Genomic DNA, 17,819 nt, shown 5'->3' on the forward strand with positions numbered 1-17,819 from the left:
GCGGCAGATCGCGCCCCTGATCTAGCGCATCTGGCGCTCGACGCGGCCAGATTGTGTTACTTCCGCAACGTCAGCCCAGATTTGAAGCGTCGCGGCAATCTGCGCTTTGAAGTCGGGAACCCGGCCACTTAGAAGCGGATGCGTGATGGAAGCGCAGGGGCCGGATATTCCGGTGATTGGTAAATGTTGAGCATGGTGTCTGTTCTGGTAGTTCTGGTTCTTGCTTGCGTCCTCGCCCTCCTAACCCCCCGCCGCGCCGCCCGACGCCTCTCGCGCGTCGCGGGAATCGCGATCCTCACGCTCTTCTCGGCCACGGCTGCGGCGACGGCGCAGGATGTGGACTGGGTCACCAACATCAACGACGCCGGGTCGGACCCGACACCGGCCGGCGGGTTGGTGACATATCAGGTGACGGTCACGAACAACGGCTTCGACGATGCCCCCGGCAACACGTTGCAGCTGATCATTCCGGCCAGCACGGTGCTGGAAAGCGCCTCCGGCACGATCACCGGCTGTTCGCCGCTTCCCGCCACCGGACCGGCCACCGTCACCTGTACGGTTCCCCCGCTGGCCGATAGCGCCAGCGCTTCGGTCACGGCGGGCGTGCGCACGACCGTGCAGGGCAGCGTGGTCATGGGCGCGCGCGTGCCGACGATTGCGCCGGAAACCAACGCCGCCAACAACGACGTGACCGAGACCACGACGGTCACCGAGGGCGCCGACATCGGCCTGACCGTGACGGGGCCGGCGACGGCCTCTTCGGGCAGCATCGCGACCTACAGCTTCACGGCCACCAACAACGGGCCGGACCCGGTCACGAACTTCACCTTCACGGTTCCGATCCCGACCGGGTTGACCAATACCTCCGCCCCGGCAGGCTGCACCCTGGCGGGATCGACCTACAGCTGCACTGTGGCTGGAACGATCCCGGTGGGCAGCAGCGTCAGCCGCGACATCACCGGGCAGATCTTCGCGGCGGCGGGGTCGACGCTCACGGTTGCGGGCAGCGTGCAGATGGTGACGCCGAGCGACCCGATCACCGCGAACAACACCGCGACCTTCAACACCACCGTCACTGCGGGCAGCGACCTGTCGATCGCCAAGTCGCGCGCGCCGTCGGGTTCCGTCTTCGTCGGCGATCCGGTGGTCTTCACGCTGAGCGCGCAGTATTCCGGCGACCCGGTGCTGGGCCCCATCGTCATCACCGACACCATTCCGGCAAACTATGGCATCGTCTCGGTGACGCCTTCGGCTGGCAGCGGCTGGAGCTGCACGACGACCGGACAGCAGGTGCAATGCACGCGGGCCAGCGGGGCAGGTCCGGGCGCGAACGTGTCTCTGGGCAGCATCGAGGTGGCCACGACGGCGCTGACCGTGGGCTCGCCGGTCAACACCGCCAGCATCACCTCGGCCGGGCCGGTCGATCCGGTTCCGGGCAACAACACCGCGTCCGACGGCGGCGCGACCATCTCGCAACCGACCGCCGACCTTCGGGCGAACAAGTCGGGTCCGAGCCCGGCGCTGGCCGTCATCGGCAACAGCTATGATTGGCGGATCGGCACGACGAACCTGGGCAACCGCCCCTTCGTTGGGACAGTGGTGATGACCGACACGCTGCCCGCGGGCCTGGACCTGACCAGCATCGCCTTGAGCGGCTGGACCTGCTCGCCCGCCAGCGGGACGGGACCGCTGAGCGTGACCTGCTCGCGCGACTACACGGCAGGCGCACCGCTCGGCGTCGGGGAAAGCACGCCGGAAGCGGTGCTGACCACGCTGGTCACGGCGGCCGGGACGCTGACGAACGGCTTGTCCGTCACCTCGCCCAACCCGAATTTCCCGGACCCGGACCTCGGCAACAACACCATCGACGTCGGCGTCGGCAGCGTGGTGCCGGAGGGTGCGGCCGACCTGAGCGTGACGAAGTCCGCCGCGCCGGGAACCGTCGTCGCCGGAGATGTCGAGACCTTCACCATCCAGCTGACGAATGCCGGGCCGGTCACGTCGCAGTCGGTGACGCTGTCGGACGATCTTCTGGGCCTGATCAACAGTGCCACCGGTCCGACTGGCGCGGGGGTCGTCTCCTACTCGCTGAGCCCGGGCAACACCACCGGCGGCAGCTGCGCCGTGGTGTCGACCGGAGGAACCAGCGCGCGGCTGGACTGCTCGTTTACCGCGGTTCCGGTATGTTCGGCGGCAACCTGCGCCACGGTGACGGTTTCGGTCCGTCCGGGCGGTGACGGTGGACTGCGCACGAACAGTGCAAGCGCGATCTCGTCGGTGACGCCCGACAACGCGCTGGGCAACAACAGCGGCAGCGCGACCTTTACCGTGACGCCGCGTGCCGACGTGACGGTCGCGAAAACCGCGACGCCCAACCCCTCGGTCGCGGGTCAGACGCTGACCTATGTCGTCACCGCGACCAACATCGCCAACGGGCTCAGCTCGGCCGAGGCGGTGCGGATCACCGATACGCTGCCCGCCGGGCTGACTTTCGTTTCGGCGACGCCATCGACCGGGTCCTGCACGACGCCCAGCACCTCGTCACCGACCGCGCTGGGCAACGATACCATCGTCTGCAACTTCGGCACGCTCGGCAACGGGGCGCAACAGACCGTGACCATCCTGGTCCGCCCGAACGACGTGACCCGGGGCACCACCATCACCAACGGCGTCACAGTGGCGACCGACACGCCCGAGACCGATACGACGAACAACAGCGACTCGGTCGATACCGAGGTGGAAGATCCGGTGCTGGACCTTCTGATCAACAAGACCGACAGCGTCGACCCGGTGGCGGTGGGCGATGACACGGTCTACACGATCACCGCGCGCAACAACGGGCCCTCGGCGGCCGAGAACTTCAACATCACCGACACGCTGCCCGCGGATCGCCTGACCTTCGTTTCGGTCTCGGCGCCGGGCGGCAGCTGTGGAACGCTTCCGGCAGTGGGCAGCCTGGGCGGCACGATCACCTGCACCTTCGGCACGGTCCCGGCCGGGGAAGAGCGGGTGATGCTGGTCACCATGCGCGGCGCTGCCAAGGGCAGCACGACCAACGTGGCGACCGTGTCCTCCGACGAGGTGCTGGCCGGGTTCGAGAGCAATCCACTGAACAACACCGAGGATGAAGTCACCACGGTGCGCACCCGTACCGATATCGAGCTGGTCTCCAAGGTGGCGAGTCCCGCCTCGGTCAACCTGCGTGATCCCTTCACCTGGACGATCCTGGTGCGCAACAACGCCGGCGCGCTTCTGGCCGAGGCCGACGGCACCAACCTGGTCGACGACCTGCCACCGGGCATGGAACTGACCGGTCCGCCGACGATTTCGACCACCGATTCCACCCCGGCGGCAAGCTGTACCGGGGCGGCGGGGGGGACCTCGTTCACCTGTAGCCTGAACACCTTTGCCAGCGGCGGCACCGCGACAATCACCGTGCCGGTGCGGGTGGTCTCGATCGCCATCTCGCCGCAGACGCGGTTCAACACCGCCTCGGTGGGGACCAGCTCGCGCGATATCAACCCGGACAACAACACGAATTTCGGCTCGGTGGTGGTGAACGCCTCCTCGATCGCAGGTGTGGTCTTCCGCGACTTCGCCGATGACGGCGCGATCACCACGGGCGACACTTTCGTCGGCGGCGTCACGATGACGTTGAGCGGGACCGCGCTGGACGGGACGTCGGTCTCGCAGACCGTGACCACCGCGCCGGATGGCAGCTACCTGTTCCCGCTGCTGCCCGAGGGCAGCTACACCATCACCCGTGGCGCGGTGGACGAACCGCGGCTGGCGGATGGCCAGACCTCGGCCGGCACGGCGGGGGGCACCGTTTCGAGTCCGACGGTGATCGGTGCGATCACGCTTCCCGGGAATACGGCGGCAACCGGCTATCTGTATCCGCTGGTCCCGCAGGCCAGCGTCGGCATCGCCAAGCGCGCCGGAGCGGTGACGCTGAACGCGGACGGCAGTTTCAACGTGCCCTTCACCCTGGTGGTGGAGAACCTCAGCCTGGAAGCGCTGGACGCGGTCACGGTCGCCGATGACCTTGACGGCGCGGCGCCGCTGTTCGGGACCCAGGTCAGCCTGGCAAGCCCGGCGACCGATCCGCTGGCGGCGGGGTCCTACACCCTGCTTTCGGCCCCCTCGGGGACCTGCGGCGGGCTGAACGCGGGCTTCAACGGCGCGGGTGCGCCCACAGTGGCGAGCGGCTTCAGCCTGGCCATCGGTGCAAGCTGCCAGATCGACTTCGCCCTGCGGGTGCAGCCGACCGCGCCGCTGCCGCCGGTCCTGCCCTCGGGCGGGCGCTACGAGAACCAGGCGACGGTCGATGCCGTCGGCGCGCTCTCGGGCCAGACCTCGGCCACCAATCCGCAACTTCGCGACCTGTCGGACGACGGCGCGGATCCCGATCCGAACGGCAACCGCGCGGCAAACGAGGCGGGCGAGAACGACCCGACCCCGGTGATCCCGGCCTTCGCCCCCTCCATCGCACTGGTGAAGCGTGCCGATACCTCGGGCCTGTCGACCCCGGTCGTGCCGGGCGAACCGATCGTCTACACCTTAGAGGTGACGAACACCGGCAACGTGACGCTGACCGGCGTCACCGTCAGCGACCCGCTTCTGGGCGGCCTCCTGGCGGGGGGACCGATCACGCTTGCGCCGGGGCAGACCGACAGTACCACCTTCACCGGCACCTATGCGGTGACGCAGGACGACATCAACGACCAAGAGGTGGTGAACCAGGCGGTGACCCAGGGCACCGACCCGTTCGGCACCGTGGTCGACGACGATTCAGGTACGGCGGTCGACAATGACATCCCGCTGGTCACGCCGCTGGTGCAGACCCCGTCGATCACCCTGGTCAAGACGGCCGATGCCTCGGGCATCGGATCGCCCACCGCGGTCGGCGAGGTGATCACCTACAGCTTCACCGTCCAGAACACCGGCAACGTGCCCCTGACCAACATCTTCCTGACTGACCCCCTGCCGGACGTCGTTCTGTCGGGCGGGCCGATCAGCCTTGCCCCCGGCGAAAGCAATTCCACGGCCTTCACCGCGACCTATGCGGTGACGCAGGCCGACATCAACGCGGGCGAGGTGCGCAACCGTGCGACGGCGACGGGGACCTCCCCCGCCGGAGTGGATGTCAGTGACGAATCCGGCACCGATCCGACGCTGGACGAGGATACGGTCGTGCCGCTGGGGCAGGGTGCTGCCATCGAGCTGGACAAGATCGCCGACATTTCGGGCATCGCGCTTGGGGCGGTGGCGGGTGACCAGATCCCCTATACCTTCGTGGTGACCAACGCCGGCAACGTGACGCTGACCGGCATCACGCTGGCCGACGTGCTGCCCGGCGTCACGATCACCGGCGGGCCCATCGCCTCGCTGGACCCCGGCGGGGTCGACGGCACGACGTTCACCGCGACCTACACGATCACCCCGGACGACATCGCGGCGGGCGAGGTGGTGAACACCGCAACCGTCACCGGCCACTACGGCCCAGGCGGCAGCCTGTCGGTCATCGACGACGACACCGAGATCGCGCCGACCATCGCCATCGAAGCGATACCGGAGGTCTTCCCGCCCTTCACCACCAATGGCGGCACGACGACGTCGATGCTGGCTTCGGATACGGTGGCGGGCCAGCCCGCAACGCTGGATAACGTGACGATCCGGGTTCTGGGCAGCTCGAACCCCGGCGTGACGCTGGATCCGGCGACCGGACTGATCACGCTGGCGCCCGGACTGCCGGCAGGACCCTACACGGTCGACTACGAGATCTGCTCGGTGGTGGTGCCCACGGTCTGCGACACCACGACCGAGACGGTCTACCAGGCCCCGGTCGGCCTGATCGAGACGACGAAGACGCTTGCGGTCACCGACAACGGCGATGGCATCCGGGGGGTGGGCGACCTCGTCACCTTCACCATCACGGTCGAGAACCTGTCGAACACCTCGATCGCGGACCTGGCGCTGACCGACACCTTCACGACGATGGCAGGTGCCGGGCTGACGCTGGACTCCGGGCCGACCTTCGTCTCGGCCAGCGCAGGCTCGCCCGAGGGCACGCTTGCGGTGGGCGAGACCGCGACCTACACCGCGACCTTCACGCTGACGGTCGAGGCGGTCAGCGGTGGCGGCGTGCGCAACAGCGTGACCGCCGACGGCGAGACCGTGGTGCCGCCGGGCCTGCCGCCTTCGGTCGTGCCGGTGCCGGTGAGCGACGTGTCGGACGACGGCGACGATACCGACGGCAATACGGTGGACGACCCGACGGAACTGGTGGTCGATCCCAGCCTGGCGCCCACGGGCCTTTCGCTGACCAAGACCACCCCGCGCTCGGTGGTGACGCGCGGCAGCGTGGTGCCCTATACGATCACGGTGCGGAACGACAATCCGGTGGTCTCGGGGCAGCTCGACATCGTCGACGTTCTGCCGCCCGGCATGTTCTATATCGACGGCACGGCGACGCTGGGCGGTGTGCCGGTGGATGTCCAGGTCCAGGGCCGCATCATCACCTGGCCGGACGTGCCGGTGCCGCCGCTGACGACGGTGGTGGCGACGCTGCAGGCCCGCGTGACCAACAGCGCCTCGGCTGGCGACCTTGTGAACGTCGCCAGCCTGCGGAACCCCGAGACCAACGGGCTGCTGGCCGAGCGGGCCACGGCCGTGGTGCGGATCGAGCCGGAAGGCGTGTTCGACTGCGGCGACGTGATCGGCAAGGTCTTCGACGACCGCAACCGCGACGGCTATCAGAACCCGCCGAAAGGCGCGCCGGTGACGGAAGATGCCTACGACCCGGGCGGGAAATACGGCAAGTATGGCGGCGCCCCTGCGGTGGTCGAGGATGACGGAACCGAACCCGGGCTGGCTGGCGTGCGCCTGGTCGGTGTGGACGGAACGGTCATCACCACCGATGCCTTCGGACGCTACAGCGTGCCCTGCGCCATGCTGCCGGCGGATCGTGGCTCGAACTTCATCCTGAAGCTCGACACGCGGTCGCTGCCTGCGGGCTACCGGGTGACGACGGAGAATCCGCTGGTGATGCGGCTGACCCCCGGCAAGATGGTCGAGATGAACTTCGGCGCCTCGATCGGCAAGGTGGTTCGGATCGACCTGAACGCCAATGCCTTCGTGTCCGAGGGCGGCAGCGCGGCGCTGGCGCCGGGGCTGGTGGCGGGGATCGGCAAGCTGCTGCCCCAGATCGCCGGGGAAGCGCCGACGCTGCGGCTGTCCTACTTCATCGCGAAGAATGCCGATGCCGCCGGAGTGAAGCGTGCGAAGGCGTTGATGGACCTTGTGGAACGGCACATCCGTCGCGAATGGCGCGAGGTTGGCCGAACCAAGCTTACGATTGAAAAGACGGTGGTGCGTAATGATGGCTGAGGGTTTCGAGGTGAAGATCAGTCATGCGAGGCGCCGTGCCGGTCTCCTGACGTCCACGACGCTGGTGGCGCTGACCCTGTCGGCCCTGCCGGGGGCCGCCCAGACGGTCTGCCGGGACGACATGCTGCCGCAGCCCGGGGATTGCAAACGGGCGAATGGCAACGTCGTCGTCGAGATGCCGGTGGGCGAGAACGCCGAGGTGATCGAAAGCGCGCCGGGGGCGGGTTTCGCCAAGCTGGGCTACTCGATCTCGGTCGAGGGCGAGACGGTTGCCGGTGCCCTAGCCCCGGCCGTCCCGCAGCGGACGACCGACCGGCAGGCGGCGGCAGCGGACATCGACGTGCGCTATGACGGGCTGGTGCCCCGCACCATCCTGAACGTCTCGACCAGCGACCTGCGGGCCGCCTACCGGGCGGGCGAGGACGTGACCTTCCGCGCCTCGTCGAACTATCCGGCCTGGATCGACCGCGCCGAGATCGTGATCTACGACATGGCCGCGCGCGGGCGCCCGGTCGTCGCGCGCGTTCCCACCCAGCCGAACGGCGAGGCGCAATGGACCATGCCGGGCGAGGGCTCGGGCGAGCTGGCCTATGCGCTGCGCGTCTATGACAGTGCCGGGCGTTATGACGAGACCGTGGCGCTGGACCTGGTCCGCAGCAGCGCGGCCTTCGAGACGCATGACACGACCGGCCCTGTCACCGCCGCGGGCGAGGCAGAGGATCGCACCCGCCGCAAGACCATTCCGGTCCGGGGCGGGCAGGTGACGGTCTCGGGCGGTAATGTCGGCACCGCGGTCGAGGTGATGGGAGAGACCGTCCCCGTCGATCCCGACGGGCGCTTCGTCGTCAGCCGCATCCTGCCCCCGGGCGACCATGTGGTGACGGTGAAGGCGAACGGGGCCTCGGTGGTCCGCGACGTGAACATTCCGGTCTCGGACTGGTTCTACGTCGGCATCGCCGACCTGACCCTGGGCAAGCGTCTGCAAGACGAACAGGTCGAGGCCGACCCGGACTATGACGATACCTATGTCGACGGGCGCCTTGCGGGCTATGCCAAGGGCACTACGGCGGCGGGCTATACGATCACCGGCTCGATCGACACCGGCGACGGGCCGGTCAAGGATGCCTTCCGCCGCCTGGGCGACAAGGATCCGCGGCGCATCATCGACCGGATGGACCCGTCGAACCTTTACCCGACCTATGGGGACGACAGCACGTCCTATGACGATGCGCCGACCTCGGGCCGGTTCTACCTGAAGGTCCAGAAGGAAGCCTCCTCGCTGACTTGGGGCGACTTCAAGTCGAACATCGACGGCACCACCTTTCTGCGCCAGTCGCGCGGGCTTTACGGCGCCGAGCTGCGCTACGTGACCCCCAGCGTCACCGCAAGCGGCGACCCGCGCGCGACGGTCACGCTTTATGCCGCGCAGCCCGACACCCTGCCGCAGCGCGACATCCTGCGCGGAACCGGCGGGTCGGTCTATTTCTTGTCGCGGCAGGATATCGACATCGGGTCCGAGACGATCACCATCGAGACGATCGACCCCGTGACCGGCCGGGTGGTCGGACGGGCGGTTCTGACCGAGGGCGTCGACTACCAGATTGACTATCTGCAGGGCGTGCTGATCCTGACCCGGCCCCTGGGCTCGTCCGCCGATGACGGCGGGCTGATTTCCGAGGGAAGCGGCAGCCTGGACGCGAACCTGGTGGTCCAGTACGAATACACGCCCACCACCGGCGACCTGGACGGCAGCTCGGTCGGCGGCCGGGCGACCATCGCCGCCAGCGACCGGCTGACCCTGGGCGTGACCGCATTGTCGGAAAACACCGGCGCGGCCGACCAAAGGATGACTGGCGCGGACCTGCGCTACGAGCTGGGCGAGAGCAGTTTCATCGAGGCCGAGGTGGCGCAGACCGACGGTCCCGGCATCGGGCGGTCGTTCTCGACCGACGGCGGCCTGACCATCACCTCGAACGGCATCGGCGGTGGCGGCAAGGCGCAGGCCTACCGGTTCGATTCGCATTTCGATCTTGTCGAGCTGGGGCTGTCGCGGCCGGGCTTCGTCGGCATCTATGCCGAACGCAAGGACGAGGGCTTCTCGACCCTGACCGAGGATATCGCCGAGGATCAGACCCTGCTGGGCCTGAACGCGGAAGTCGAGGTCACGGATCGCCTGACCTTCGGGCTGGACGCCGAGACCTTCGACAAGGTGGGCGGCGACCGCAAGGACAGCGCCGAGGTGCGGGTCGCCTATGACCTGACCCCGGTCTGGTCGATCGAGGCGGGGCTGGGCTATCTGGACCAGCGCATCCTGACCAAGCCCGGGGATACCGGGCGCCGGACCGACCTTGGATTGCGGCTGAACTACAGACCCAGCGACGACCTTCTCCTTTATGTCTTCGGCCAGTCGACGCTTGCCACCGAAGGGGCCATCGGTCGCAACGACAGGCTGGGCCTGGGCTTCGACACGCGGCTGTCCGAAAAGCTGTCGCTCGCGGGCGAGGTTTCCGACGGGGACAAGGGCTCGGGCGCGAAGGCAAAGCTGTCCTACCGGCCGACGGCGGACAACGAGGTCTATCTCGGCTACACGCTCGACCCCAGCCGCACCGGCGCGGCCTATGAACTGGTCGGGCGCGACCGCGGCAAGGTCGTGCTGGGCGGGCGCTACCGCTATTCCGACAGCCTGACCAGCTGGACGGAAAGTGGCTGGGACCTTTACGGCGCCCGGCAATCGCTGGCGCGGACCTTCGGCGTGACCTACACCCCCGATGCGCGCTGGACCTTCTCGGGCGGGATCGAGACCGGGACGGTGCGCGACACCGTCAACGGCGATTTCGACCGCGATGCGATCTCGCTGGGGGTCGCCTACAAGGGCGACAAGGCGGTCTCGGCCCGCGCCCGGCTGGAATACCGGACGGAAGACGGCGAGGGCCTGCCGCAGGACCGCAAGACCTGGGCGCTGTCGGGCGGCTTCGAATACAAGGTGAACGACAACTGGCGCTTCCTGGCCAATCTGGACGCGCTGAAATCCACCAGCGACCAGGACAGCTTCCTGGACGGCGAATATGTCGAGGCGAGCGTCGGCTATGCCTATCGCCCGGTGGACAACGAGCGGCTGAACCTCTTGATGCGCTACACCTACCTGCGCGACCTGCCGGGGGTGGATCAGGTCTCGGCCAATGGCGAGACCGAAGGGCCGCTGCAGATCAGCCATGTCTTCTCGATCGACGGCAACTATGACCTCACGACCCGGCTGACGCTGGGGGCGAAATACGGGTTCCGCACCTCGCGGATTGCCGATCGCGGGACGGAGGACTTCGTCGACAACACCGCCCATCTCGGCATCCTGCGGCTGGACTGGAACATCGTGCACAAGTGGGACATGCTGGCCGAGGGCCGGGTGCTTGTGACCGAAGGGGCCAGCCTGACCGATACCGGGGCGCTTCTGGCGATCTACCGGCACTTCGGCAACAACGCGAAGCTGGGGCTTGGCTATGAATGGGGCAAGGTCTCGGACGATCTGACCGAGATCGACTATACCGGCTCGGGCCTGTTCCTGAACCTGATCGCCAAGTTCTGACACCTGTGCCTTCGGGCGCAGGCCGAAAGGGCGGCGGGTCAGGCGAGATCGAAGCTGATGTCGGGGTCGAGCGGCCAGACCGGCCGGCGCACCCGGTGATAGGGGCGCAGCCGGGCCTGCGGGGTGGCGAGCGCCCCGGTATCGCAGACGATCACCCTGGCTGCGATGGGCTCGAAGGCGGCGCGGAAGTGCTGCATCGACTTGACCACCAGGAAGCGCTGGCGCGCGGGCTCGATCCCGAAGGTGCGGACCTGCTGGAGGTCGAGCATCTGGCCCGGCAGGGTGACGACGAGGATGTCGATGCCCTCCACCCGCAAGACGGCGGTCGGGCCGAAGCTGTGGGTGATGCCGCCGAGAATCGGGCCGTCGCCGGTATAGGTGCCATCCGACAGGTGAATGACCTCGCCGGTCAGCCGCAGAGGACCGCCGCCGAAGGAAGGATCGCACTTGCCGCCGAGGTCGAGCGTGACCTGGTCGCCCGGGCGGTGCCGGTGCAGGGTCGCGGCAGCTTCGGGGTCTATCATGGGGGCGAAGGCGCCGGGCTGGGCACCCGTATCCAGAAGCGCGGCAAGGAGCGCGGTCGCATCGCCATAGGCCCCGGCGCCAGGGTTGTCGGCATAGTCGGCGATGATCAGAGGACCCTTGCTGGCATCGAAGTCGCGCGCCTCTGCCGCGGCGTCCGCCGGGGTCAGGAAGCTGTTCGCCACATTGCCGCGTCCGGCCCAGATGCTGCGCGCCAGGTCGCGGGCGATGGCCTCGGCCCGCGCCTCGGCCCCCGCGTCATGCGTGACCAGCACGGTCGGCCCCATCTCGGTGATGTCGGCCTCGGAGAAGCCCGCATTGACCGAGACGGCGAGGATCCCCGGCTCTGCTTCACGCGCCGCCGCGCGGGTGTAGAGCGCGGCGGTCTCTGCCACGTCGGTGCGTCCGGCATTGGCCTCGTCCAGCATCGGCACATGGGCGCGGATCGTGCGCGGACGGACCTGGCCCCGCATCGTGGCGTCCAGCAAGCGGCCCGCGTGCAGCCCGGTGGCGCGCATGTCGATATGCGGGTAGGTCTTGTAGCTGACGAAGATCTGCGCCTGATCGACCATGGCAGGCGTCACCATCGCATGCAGGTCCAGCGTGGCCGCGATTGGCAAATCCGGCCCGACGATAGCCCGCAGGCGGCGCAGAAGCTCGCCCTCGCCATCCTCGCAGAAGCTGGGAACCATCGACCCGTGCAGTGCCAGGAGAATGCCGTCCAGCGTCGCCCGATGCTCCCGCGCCGCGTCGCAGATGATCCCGGCGATATGATCGAAGGCCTCGCGTGAGACCGGGGCACCGGGGGTGGCATGGGCCGAGACGGTATGAGTGATGCGCCAGCCACCCGCACGGCCAGCGTCAAGGAAACCGGCGAGTTCTTCGTTCACGTCCCTGAAGCGGTCGACGGCGGTCTGGCCCAGGTCCAGAACATCGTTGCGGAAATCCTGCAGCGTGGTCTCGCCCTTCTTGAAAGTATTGCTTTCGTGGACGAACGCGCCGGTCAGGACGTGGAAGGACATGGAGAGGGGCCTTTCAGAGCGGGTGGAAACAGGCAACGGGATGGGTGGGATCGGCAGAGAGCGCGGGACTTTCGCGACGGCAGCGGTCGGTCGCCCTGGGGCAGCGGGCGGCGAAGGCGCAGCCGGGCGGCAGGGCGAAGGGGCTGGGGATTTCGCCAGTGAGCGGGGCGAGCGACTTGCGCTGCGCGGGGTCGGGGGCGAAGCGCGCCTCCATCAGTGCGCGGGTGTAGGGATGGCGCGGTCGGGCGGCGGGGTCGGGCAGGATCTCGACCACGGCGCCCAGATACATCACCACGATCCGGTCGCAGAAGTAGCGCACGAGGCCAAGGTCGTGGCTGATGAACAGGTAGGTCAGCCCCAGCCGGTCACGCAGTTCGGCCAGAAGCGCGATGATCTGCGCCTGGATCGACACGTCGAGGCTGGCGGTCGGTTCGTCCAGCACCGCGAAGTCGGGCCGGAGCGCGAGGGCGCGCGCGATGCCGACCCGCTGGCGCTGGCCACCCGACAGCTGGTGCGGGTGGCTGGCGGCGAGGCTTTCCGGCAGGCCGACCTCGGCCAGCAGCGCGGGAATGGTGTCCGGCGGCAGGGGCTGGCCCTGAACCTGGAAGGGTTCGGCCAGAACCTGGGCCAGGCTGTGGCGCGGGTCGAGGCTGGAATAGGGATCCTGGAACACCATCGCCATCCGGCGGCGCATCCGGCGCAGTGCGGCCGGGGGCAGGGCGGTGATCTCGGTGCCATCAAAGCTGACGCGGCCCGACGTCGGCTCGATCAGGCGCAGCACCAGTCGGGCGAGGGTGGACTTGCCGCAGCCGCTTTCGCCGACGACGCCCAGGGCCTCGCCCCTGGCAATGTCCAGCGAGACGTCGCGCACCGCCAGCATGGCACGGGGGCGGGCCAGAACGCCGCCGCCGGATTGGAAGCGCCGGGTCAGCTGCTCGATCCGGATCAGCGGCGCGGTCATGCCGGAACCCCCGCGTGATGGCAGGCGACAATGCCCTGGCCGTAGCGTTCAGGTAGCGGCACCGCGCTTCGGCAGAGGTCACTCGCCCGGGTGCAGCGCGGATGGAAGCGGCAGCCGGACGGCATCGCCAGCGCAGAAGGGACAGAGCCGGGGATGCCGCGCAGGCTGCCCTTCGCCATACCCTCTTGCGGGATGCAGCCGATCAGCGCGGCGGTATAGGGATGTGTGGGCGCTGCGAAGATGCCGTCGACCGGGCCTTCCTCGGCCAGCCGACCGGCGTAGAGGACGGCGACCCGGTCACAGACCTGCGCCACAACGCCCATGTCATGGGTGATCAGCAGAAGCGCCAGCCCCCGGTCGCGGACCAGCGCGCCGAGGATCTGGATGATCTGCGCCTGCACCGTCACATCCAGCGCGGTGGTCGGCTCGTCGGCGATGATCAGGTCGGGCTCGCCCGCCAAGGCCATCGCGATGACGATTCGCTGCTTCATCCCGCCCGAAAGCTGGTGCGGCCAGGCCTCGGCGACCGAGGCGGCATCCGGAATGCGCAGCTGGGTCAGCAGCTCCAGCGTGCGGGCGCGGGCGGCGGGTTGCGGCAGGCCAAGATGCAACCGCGAAACCACGTCCACCTGCTCGCCGATCCGCTGCACCGGGTCGAGCGCCGTCATCGGGTTCTGGGTGACGAAGCCGATCCGCCGTCCACGCAGGGCGCGCCGCTGGCTCTCGGTCATCGCGCCCATGTCCTGCCCGTCGAAGCGCACGGTGCCGCCCGTGATCCGCCCGCCGATCAGCGGCAGAAGCCCCATCGCCGCCATCGCGGTCAGCGACTTGCCCGAGCCGCTTTCGCCGACCAGGCCGACGATCTGCCCGCGGTCGACCCTAAGTGAGATGCCGTCCAGAAGGGCAGCCGAGCCGATGGCCACGCTGACCGAAGACAGGTTCAGAAGCGCGGTCACGGCGCCCTCCGCAGTTTCTGGCGGATGTCCAGCGCGGCGATCAGCGCGTCGCCGTAAAGGTTGATGGCGACGACGGTGATCGCGACAGCGAGACCGGGGTAGATGATGATCCAGGGCGCCTTGAACACCAGCGCCGAGCCCGCCGACATCATGCCGCCCCAGCTGGGAACCGGGGGCTGCGCGCCAAGGCCGAAAAAGCCCAGTGTCGCCTCAAGGATGATGGCGTCGCCCGTCGCCAGCATGGCCGAGACGAGGACAGGGGCCAGCGCGTTGGGCAGTAGATGGCGGAACAGGATATGCGCGTTGGAGGCGCCGAGCGAGCGGGCGGCCTCGATGAAGGTCTCGCTCTTCAGGGTCAGGATCTGGGCGCGGGTCAGGCGGGTGAACTGCGCCAGGTAGGCGACAGAGATGGCGATCATCGTGCCCAGCGTGCCGGGGCCGATGATGGCAACCAGAATCAGCGCGATCAGGATTTCCGGAAAGGACCAGGTCAGGTCCACCACGACCGTCACCGCGCGGTCCAGCCAGCCACCGAACCAGGCCGCCGCCGCGCCGAGGATCATGCCGCAGAAGACCGAAATCGCGATCGCCGTCGCCGCGACCGAGAGCGAGGTGCGCGCGCCCCAGACCAGGCGGGTCAGGAGGTCTCGGCCGAATTCGTCGGTGCCAAGCCAGTGCGCCGCCGAGGCGGGGCGGTAGGCGTTCGGCAGGTCCTGCAGGTCATAGGCATAGGGCGACAGCACCGGGGCAAGGAGCGCGGCGGCGATCAGCAGGATCAGCCACAGTCCGGCCAGGCCTCCCTGCGGCTGCTTCAGGGCGCGGAGGGGCGCGATCATGCCAGTGCCGCCCTAACCCGCGGGTCCATCGCGGCCTGCAGGATGTCGCCCAGAAGCGTGCCCAGCATCACCGCCATCGCGAGCATCAGCAGGCAGGCCTGCACCACCGGATAATCGTGCTGGCTGAGCGACTTGATCAGAAGCGTGCCGAGACCGGGGCGGGCGAAGACCACCTCGACCGTGACGGCCCCGCCCAAGATCCAGCCGATGCGCAAGGCGAGGATCGTCACCACCGGAATCAGCGCGTGGCGCAGCACATGGGCCAGCTGGATGCGCAGGGGCGACAGGCCCTTGGCGTGAAGAAGCATGACGAAATCGCGCTCGGATGCCTCGATCATCGCGACGCGGGTGATGCGGGCCACCAGCGCGGTGCCACCGAGGCCGATCGTCAGGACCGGCAGCACCAGAGACTGCCACCCGCGCGCACCGGAGACGGGAAACCAGCCCAGCTGCACCGAGAAGACCAGCATCAGGATCAGCCCCAGCCAGAAGCTGGGCATGGTCGATCCGAGGAGGACCCCGCCCATGATCGTGCGGTCGATCCAGCGGTCGCGGTTCAGCGCGGCGACCACCCCCAGCCCGACGCCGACCAGCGTGGAGAACAGCAGGGCAAGTCCGCCCAGCCGCAGCGAATGCGGCAGGGCCTGGGCGATCAGGTCGGCCACCGGGCGGCGGGCGACGATGGCCGTGCCCAGATCGCCCCGCACCACCTTCGACAGCCAGATGCCGTATTGCACCGGCAGGGGCCGGTCCAGTCCGTAGCGCACCTCCATCTCGGCCCGGGCCGTCGGCGACGACCCGGGTTTCAGCAGGTTGTCGATCGGATCGCCGGGGATGAAGTGCAGGATCGAGAAGATGACGACCGATACCGCCAGGAACACCGGCACCAGCATCAGGACCCGTCGGACCAGATAGGCGAACATGCCGGTGCTCCTGCTGTCGTCTGCTACTCCTTGACTTCCAGGTCCATGAACATCGCCGACCCGAACGAGGGCGAGTCGATCTTTTCCGGCACCGACAGGCGGTCCTTGTTGTAGGCCATCGCCTGGACCGGCTGATAGATCGGGGCCATCGGGAACTGGCTCAGCACGTATTCATGATAGGCGGTGAAGTTGGCGATCCGCTCTTCCATGTTCTTCGCGCCCGTCATCGCTGCGGCGCGCAGCTCTTCGGCCTTGGGATCGTTGAACATCGACACGTTCGGATAGCCCAGCCGGTCGCCGCCGAAGAACCAGTCGACGATATCGGCATTGTCCCAGTTGTAGGACCGCACCGCCAGCTGCTGCTCGCCGGTCTTGTACTGGTCGCGGATCATCGAGCTGTCGAAGGTGGTGATCTCGGCCTCGATCCCCACGGCTTTCAGCTGGGCCTGCACCACTTCGGTCAGGCGGCGGAAGATGCTGTCGCTTTGCGTCCAGAGTGTGACTTTCAGCGGCTGGCCATCCTTGCTGCGGATGCCGTCGGCGCCCTTGACCCAGCCAGCCTCGTCCAGAAGCGCATTGGCGCGGTCGGGGTCGTAGTGGATCTTGGCGCTCTCCGAGACATGGCTTTCGGGCAGGGCGGAAATCAGGAAGGTGTCTGCGATCGACCCCACGCCACCGAAGACCGAGGCTAGGATTTCCTCCTGGTTGATCGCCTTGGCGGCGGCCTCGCGGACGCGGATGTCGTCGAAGGGCGCCTTGGTCACGTTTATCGGCATGTACCAGACATCGGCGCCCGGCAAGGTGACGACGGCAAGGTTCGCCTCCTTCTCGATCTCGCCGGTCAGGTCGGGCGGGACCGAAAGCAGCATGTCGACGCCGCCGGTCTTGAGTTCCAGGAATGCCGTCGAATCCTCGGGGATCTCGCGGAAGGTGGCGCGTTCGATCTTGGCCGGGCCGTGGTTCGCGGCGAGTTGCGGCCCCCAGGTGTAATCGTCGTTCCGCACCAGCACGGTTTCCTGGCCGATGCTGAAGCTTTCCAGCTTGAAGGGGCCGGTCCCGTACACCTCGGTCACGCCGTAATCGTCGCCGAGCGCGACAAAGGATTTCGGCTCCACCACGCTCATGAAGGTCGAGGAGAGGTTGTAAAGAAGGTTGGGCTCGGGCCGCGCCATGACGAACTTGACGGTCAGGTCGTCGATCACCTCGACCGAAGCGATGGCCTCGGCCATGTAGGCGTTTTCGCCCTCGGAGGTCTTGAACAGCTCGATCCAGGCTTTCACCGCCTCGGCGTTGAAGGGCTCGCCGTTGTGGAAGGTCACCCCCTGTTTCAGGTGAAAGGTCCAGGACATGCCGTCAGGGGCCTCGTCCCAGCTTTCGGCGAGCCAGGGGTGATAGGACAGATCGGCAGCCTGGCTGACCAGACGGTCGAAGATGAGCCCGGTCGCCGTGTTCAGCATCGTGGCCTTGATCGGGTTGTAGGTGGGCGCGCCCACCTCGTTGCCGGCCACCACGAAGACGGCCTCCTGAGCGGTGGCGGCCTGGGCGGCGAGCAATGCGGCCAGGCTGACGCTGGCGGCAAGCAGGCTCTTGCGGAAGGAATGGGTCATGGCGGGTCCTCTTGCTGTTGGGT

The 17,819-nt window shown here is 68.0% G+C and carries 8 protein-coding genes; 2 read left to right on the forward strand and 6 right to left on the reverse strand.

Annotated elements, in window-relative coordinates; all coding sequences use genetic code 11:
- Positions 1–192 precede the first annotated feature (192 nt).
- Positions 193–7,389 carry a DUF7507 domain-containing protein gene (locus tag V7Q39_RS04305; protein WP_333815249.1) on the forward strand — a complete coding sequence of 2,399 codons (7,197 nt, stop codon included), beginning with the start codon at positions 193–195 and terminating at the stop codon, positions 7,387–7,389.
- Positions 7,382–10,969 (forward strand): outer membrane beta-barrel protein, encoded by a 3,588-nt coding sequence (locus V7Q39_RS04310; protein WP_333815250.1) that lies wholly within the window; start codon positions 7,382–7,384, stop codon positions 10,967–10,969. Before V7Q39_RS04305 ends, V7Q39_RS04310 begins: the two co-directional genes overlap by 8 nt.
- 38 nt (positions 10,970–11,007) lie before the next feature.
- Here V7Q39_RS04310 and V7Q39_RS04315 read toward each other — a convergent pair whose 3' ends face one another.
- The 6 genes from V7Q39_RS04315 to V7Q39_RS04340 are packed head-to-tail and all read right to left on the reverse strand — an operon-like array spanning position 11,008 to position 17,796.
- The gene (locus tag V7Q39_RS04315) at positions 11,008–12,513 is read right to left on the reverse strand and encodes a M81 family metallopeptidase (RefSeq protein ID WP_333815251.1); all 1,506 of its coding nucleotides are present in this window, start codon (positions 12,511–12,513) and stop codon (positions 11,008–11,010) included.
- A 13-nt stretch (positions 12,514–12,526) separates the two neighbouring features.
- Positions 12,527–13,474 carry an ABC transporter ATP-binding protein gene (locus V7Q39_RS04320; RefSeq protein ID WP_333815252.1) on the reverse strand — a complete coding sequence of 316 codons (948 nt, stop codon included), beginning with the start codon at positions 13,472–13,474 and terminating at the stop codon, positions 12,527–12,529.
- Entirely contained in the window at positions 13,471–14,430 is a 960-nt protein-coding gene (locus V7Q39_RS04325) for an ABC transporter ATP-binding protein (protein WP_333815253.1), read from the reverse strand. Before V7Q39_RS04325 ends, V7Q39_RS04320 begins: the two co-directional genes overlap by 4 nt.
- Complete coding sequence (locus V7Q39_RS04330) at positions 14,427–15,266, reverse strand: ABC transporter permease (RefSeq protein ID WP_333815254.1); 840 nt, start codon at positions 15,264–15,266, stop codon at positions 14,427–14,429. The genes V7Q39_RS04325 and V7Q39_RS04330 overlap by 4 nt, the downstream gene beginning before the upstream one ends.
- Positions 15,263–16,189: an ABC transporter permease gene (locus tag V7Q39_RS04335; protein WP_333815256.1), complete on the reverse strand. Its 927-nt coding sequence runs from the start codon at positions 16,187–16,189 to the stop codon at positions 15,263–15,265. The genes V7Q39_RS04330 and V7Q39_RS04335 overlap by 4 nt, the downstream gene beginning before the upstream one ends.
- Before the next feature lie 23 nt (positions 16,190–16,212).
- A complete protein-coding gene (locus V7Q39_RS04340) occupies positions 16,213–17,796 on the reverse strand; it encodes an ABC transporter substrate-binding protein (protein WP_333815258.1) in 1,584 nt (527 codons plus the stop codon).
- Positions 17,797–17,819 lie beyond the last annotated feature (23 nt).

This window comes from Tabrizicola sp. (assembly GCF_036781545.1).
Lineage (GTDB): Bacteria > Pseudomonadota > Alphaproteobacteria > Rhodobacterales > Rhodobacteraceae > Tabrizicola.